General features: G+C 74.1%; 3 protein-coding genes and 1 pseudogene. All 4 read left to right on the forward strand.

The window, feature by feature from the left end; genetic code table 11:
* Positions 1–335: pseudogene (locus GT030_RS36715) on the forward strand (hypothetical protein); the annotation flags it as partial.
* Positions 328–2,001, forward strand: coding sequence for a type I-E CRISPR-associated protein Cse1/CasA (gene casA / locus GT030_RS24580; RefSeq protein ID WP_161202966.1), 1,674 nt, complete (start codon positions 328–330; stop codon positions 1,999–2,001). The pseudogene GT030_RS36715 and the gene casA, both read left to right, overlap by 8 nt.
* Before the next feature lie 414 nt (positions 2,002–2,415).
* Positions 2,416–2,622, forward strand: coding sequence for a type I-E CRISPR-associated protein Cse2/CasB (locus GT030_RS37195; RefSeq protein ID WP_161202967.1), 207 nt, complete (start codon positions 2,416–2,418; stop codon positions 2,620–2,622).
* A gap of 80 nt (positions 2,623–2,702) precedes the next feature.
* Positions 2,703–4,016, forward strand: a complete 1,314-nt coding sequence (locus GT030_RS24590) for a type I-E CRISPR-associated protein Cas7/Cse4/CasC (RefSeq protein WP_161202968.1) — start codon at positions 2,703–2,705, stop codon at positions 4,014–4,016.
* Positions 4,017–4,073 lie beyond the last annotated feature (57 nt).

Raw genomic sequence — 4,073 nt, forward strand, 5'->3', positions numbered from 1 at the left:
AGCCCGCCTGGCCCGACGTCTGGCAGACCCACCCCCTCCTCAGCGGCCTCGTCCCCCTCGTCCACACCCCCAGCCCCCACCAGGCCCCCGACCCCGCTGTTGGCAGCGCGGGCACCGGATGCCCGTACCCCTTGCCCCCGAACCCCTCACCCATGGGTGGCACGGCGTTCACACCGGCGGGGTTCGGCCGCCACCGGCTCCACCTGGACGACGAGCTCGGCATCGTCCACACCCAGACACCACGCACACCCCACGCCCCGCCACCCGCCGCCGGCACAGCTGCGGCATTCCCCGCCGCGCCCCAGGCAGCACCCAGGGCAGTCGCCGATGCCTGACACCCCCACCCCCAGCGCACCGGACACTGCGGCCCCGGCCAGCCCCCGGCCCGCAGCCCCGCCCGCTCACCAGGCAGCCGACAGCCGGGAAAGGGCCGGCGGCTTCTACTGTCTCGCCGAGCAGCCCTGGATCCCCGCGCATGCCCAAGGAGCCCTCACCGGCTACGGGTTGCGCGGGCTGCTGCTCGACGCCCACCGCATCGACAGGCTCGCCCTGCCCGTACCGCCCGCCGAATCCGCCCTGCTGCGGCTGCTGGCCGCGGTGACAGCGAGGATCAGCGGCCTGGACGACCCCGACATGCCGGCCGACCAGTGGCACGACACGCGCCGCCGCCTCCTCGCCCGGGGCCGCTTCGACGAGCCGGCCGTCAACAGCTACCTGGACAAGTGGACCTGGGAACTGTTCCACCCCACCCGGCCCTTCCTCCAGGACCCCGCCCTCGCCCGCCAGTGCACCAAGACGTCCGGAGTGAACAAGCTCGTCTTCGGCCGCCCCGCAGGCAACAACCTCGCCTGGCTCTCCGCCCACGCCGACACCCGCCCCCAGCCCGTCCCCGCCGCCCAGGCCGCCTGGCACCTGCTGCTGTGGCACTACTACGGACCCTCCGGCACGTGCAGCAGCCGCACCGTCGGCGCCACCACCGCCGGACAGCTCCGCGCCGGCCCCCTGCGTGCCGCGCTGTCCTTCCACCCCCAGGGCCGCACCCTGTTCGAGACGCTGCTGCTCTCCCAGACCCCCTACCGGGGCCTGGGACAAAGCGAGGAAGACCTGTGCCCTTGGGAGGAGCCCGGGCCGCCTGACCCGCTGCGCCCGCCCGCCGAAATCACCTGGCCCGGCCGGCTGCTGACCGCACGCTCCCGCCACGCCCTGCTCCTGGTTGCCGACGCCGACTACCGGCATGCGGTCGACGCGTACGTCACCTGGGCCACCCTGGAACGGCCGCTGCCCGCGACCGACCCCTTCGTCATCACGCTCACCGACCCCACCAAAGAAGCCGACCGGCGCGACACCGTCCGCCGCGCCGACCGCCACCGCGGGGCCTGGCGGGACCTGGACGGCCTGCTGCTGGCCGGCGACGAGACCACCGGCGTGCGCCGGCCCGAGGTCTTCACCGACCTCAACGAATGGCCCCCCGACCTCACCGCGCACGTCACCGTCACCGTCCACGGCTTCGACCAGGACTCCAAGACCCGCGACCACCTCTGGTACTCGGGCCACACCCCCGCGATCTGGACGTGGGCCCAGGAACACAACCCCGACCTCGCGCTGCGCATCTCCGAATGCCGGCAGGCCGCCGAAGTCCTCGGCGCCCACCTGATCCGGGCTGCGAACCGCGCCTGGCGCGAATCGACCCGCCCGTCCCCGGCCGACGGCGCCCGCCCCGGGGAAGACGGCGGGCGTCCCCCGTCTGCCTGGGCCAGGGAGTCCACCGCCCGTTACTGGCCCCGCGCCGAGTCCCTGTTCTGGGACCTCGTCCGCCACCGCACCCAGGAGGCGGCCTTCCCCGCCTTCGCGGCCGAGGCAGCCCGCTGCCTGCGCGCCACGCTCACCCCCCTCCTGCACCACTACCGAGGCGCCGGTCCTGCCCTTGCCCGCGCCGTGCGCGCCCTGCACACCGCAGGAGCCGCCCCCGCCCCGCCCGTCGCGCCCCAGGAGCCGCAATGACCATCGCCCCCGGCACCCCGCCCGCCCCCCAGCAGGCGGCGGACACCGCGCGCAGCGCGCAGGACTACCGCGACCACTACGACTCGTTCGTGGCCCAGGTCCGCAGCCTGTGCGCCGCGCCGGGGGTGCGGCGCGCGCTCGAGAGCGGCTACGGCCGCGACATGCGCGACTTCCCCCACGGCCACCCCGCCCACCGCTACCTGATCAGATACGTCCACTCCTGGCCAGCGCAGCGCGCCCACTACACCGTCGCCGCCCTCATCGCCGCCGAATCCCGCCACACTCCCAGTCCCGACACCGCAGCCCCTCCCGTCCCGCACCCCGACACCCCCGGCACCGGCCCCCTCCCGGCGGCCGTCGCCGCGGCGGAGGCCGCCCGCATCTGGTGGCGCAGGCCCAACCTCGGCCGGAGCCTTGCCCGGACTGTGCCGCCTGGTCGGGGAGTCCGGCGTCCGCATCGACTGGGCCGTCCTGCTGTCCGACCTGACTGCATGGGAGACCCGGCGCAGCCAGATCGCCAACCGCTGGAAAGAAGCCTTCTACCTCCACAGCCCACCCCCCGGCGCCAGCCCCAGCACACCCCCCGCTCCCGATACCCCCGCCGAGGACCCCACCGCCTGAAATCCCCCGGCCCGTGCGCAGCCGTGACCGAACACCGCCAGAAGTCGCCCGCCCTAGCAGGCACCGGCAAGGAGAACCGCATGCCCTACCAACCCGCACGCTTCCTCGACCTGCACGTCCTGCAGCACGCGCCCGCCTCCCTGATGAACCGCGGCGAGCACAACGAGCCCAAGACCCTGGTGGTCGGCTCCGTGCAGCGGGCGGCACTGTCGCCGCAGAGCCAAAAACGCGCCCAACGGACCGACATCGAGGACTGGCTGAGCGAACACGCCGTGCGCACCCGCATGCTCCCTCCCCGCCTCAGCGGCCACCTCACCCACCAGGGATGGCCCAAGGACCTGGCCGACTTCGCCGCCCAGCAAGTCGCCCACTGCGCCACCTCAGAGGGACTGAAGACCAGCCCCCGCGCCGGACACCGCACCGAAGTCATGGTCTACACCGCCGAACAGCACCTCCTCGACGACCTCGCCCAGATCTGTACGGACCACCAGGAACAACTCGCGCTCGCCCTGCACCACAGCACCCAGAAGGCCGCCGACGACGCAGACGCGGGGGAGCACCCGGCCGAGGAGGACGACGCGAGCATCCTCGCCGCCAGCGCCGGGCGGCGCCGCAAAACCGCCCCCGCCGCTGCGAAGAGGCCCAGCACCTCCCGGCTCCTTCCCGCCAAGCAGATCGGCGCGATCCTCGCCCGCCGCACCGCCTGCATTGACCTGTTCGGCCGCATGCTCGCCGGCCACGACGAAAGCCACGTCACCGGCGCCGTCCACCTCGCCTGGGCCTTCACCACCCACGTCGGCGACCTCCAGCCGGACTTCTTCACCGCCGGGGAGGACTGGCCCGCCGACGGCGACCCCGGCAGCGCCCACCTGGACACCGCCCTGCTCACCTCCGGGGTGTTCTACCGCTACGCCACCGTCAACCTCACCCAGTTGACGGAGAACACCGGCGGCGACCTGGCGCACGCCCAGCGGCTGGCCGAACTGTTCATGGAGGCGTTCCTGCTGTCCCTGCCGCAGGCCAAACGCACCTCCACCGCTCCGCACACCCTGCCTGACACGGCCGCCTACGTCGTCCGCGACCGCCGTCCCGTCTCCTACGCGCCTGCCTTCGAACAGCCCGTGGAGGCCGCGGCGGCCGGCGGCTTCCTCGCCCCCTCCCGCCAGGCCCTCGCCGACTATGCCGCCCTGGCCACCCGCATGACCGGCACCCGCCACCGCGTCGGGCACGGCCACCTCACTCTCCACCCCGAACCCCTCGCCGCCCTGGGCCCCCACCACCCCTCCTACGACGAGTTCATCGCCGCCGCGCTCACCGACGCCGCCCTCACCGCAAGCGCGCCTGCGGCCGGCGCCGCCTCGCCCCGCACCGGCCGCACCAAGGCCACCGCATGACCCCCCGCCCCCACGGCGTCCCGCACCAAAACAGCACCCCGGCCCAGCAAAACGCCC

The sequence above is a fragment of the Streptomyces sp. SID1328 genome (assembly GCF_009865595.1).
Classification (GTDB): domain Bacteria; phylum Actinomycetota; class Actinomycetes; order Streptomycetales; family Streptomycetaceae; genus Streptomyces; species Streptomyces griseoluteus.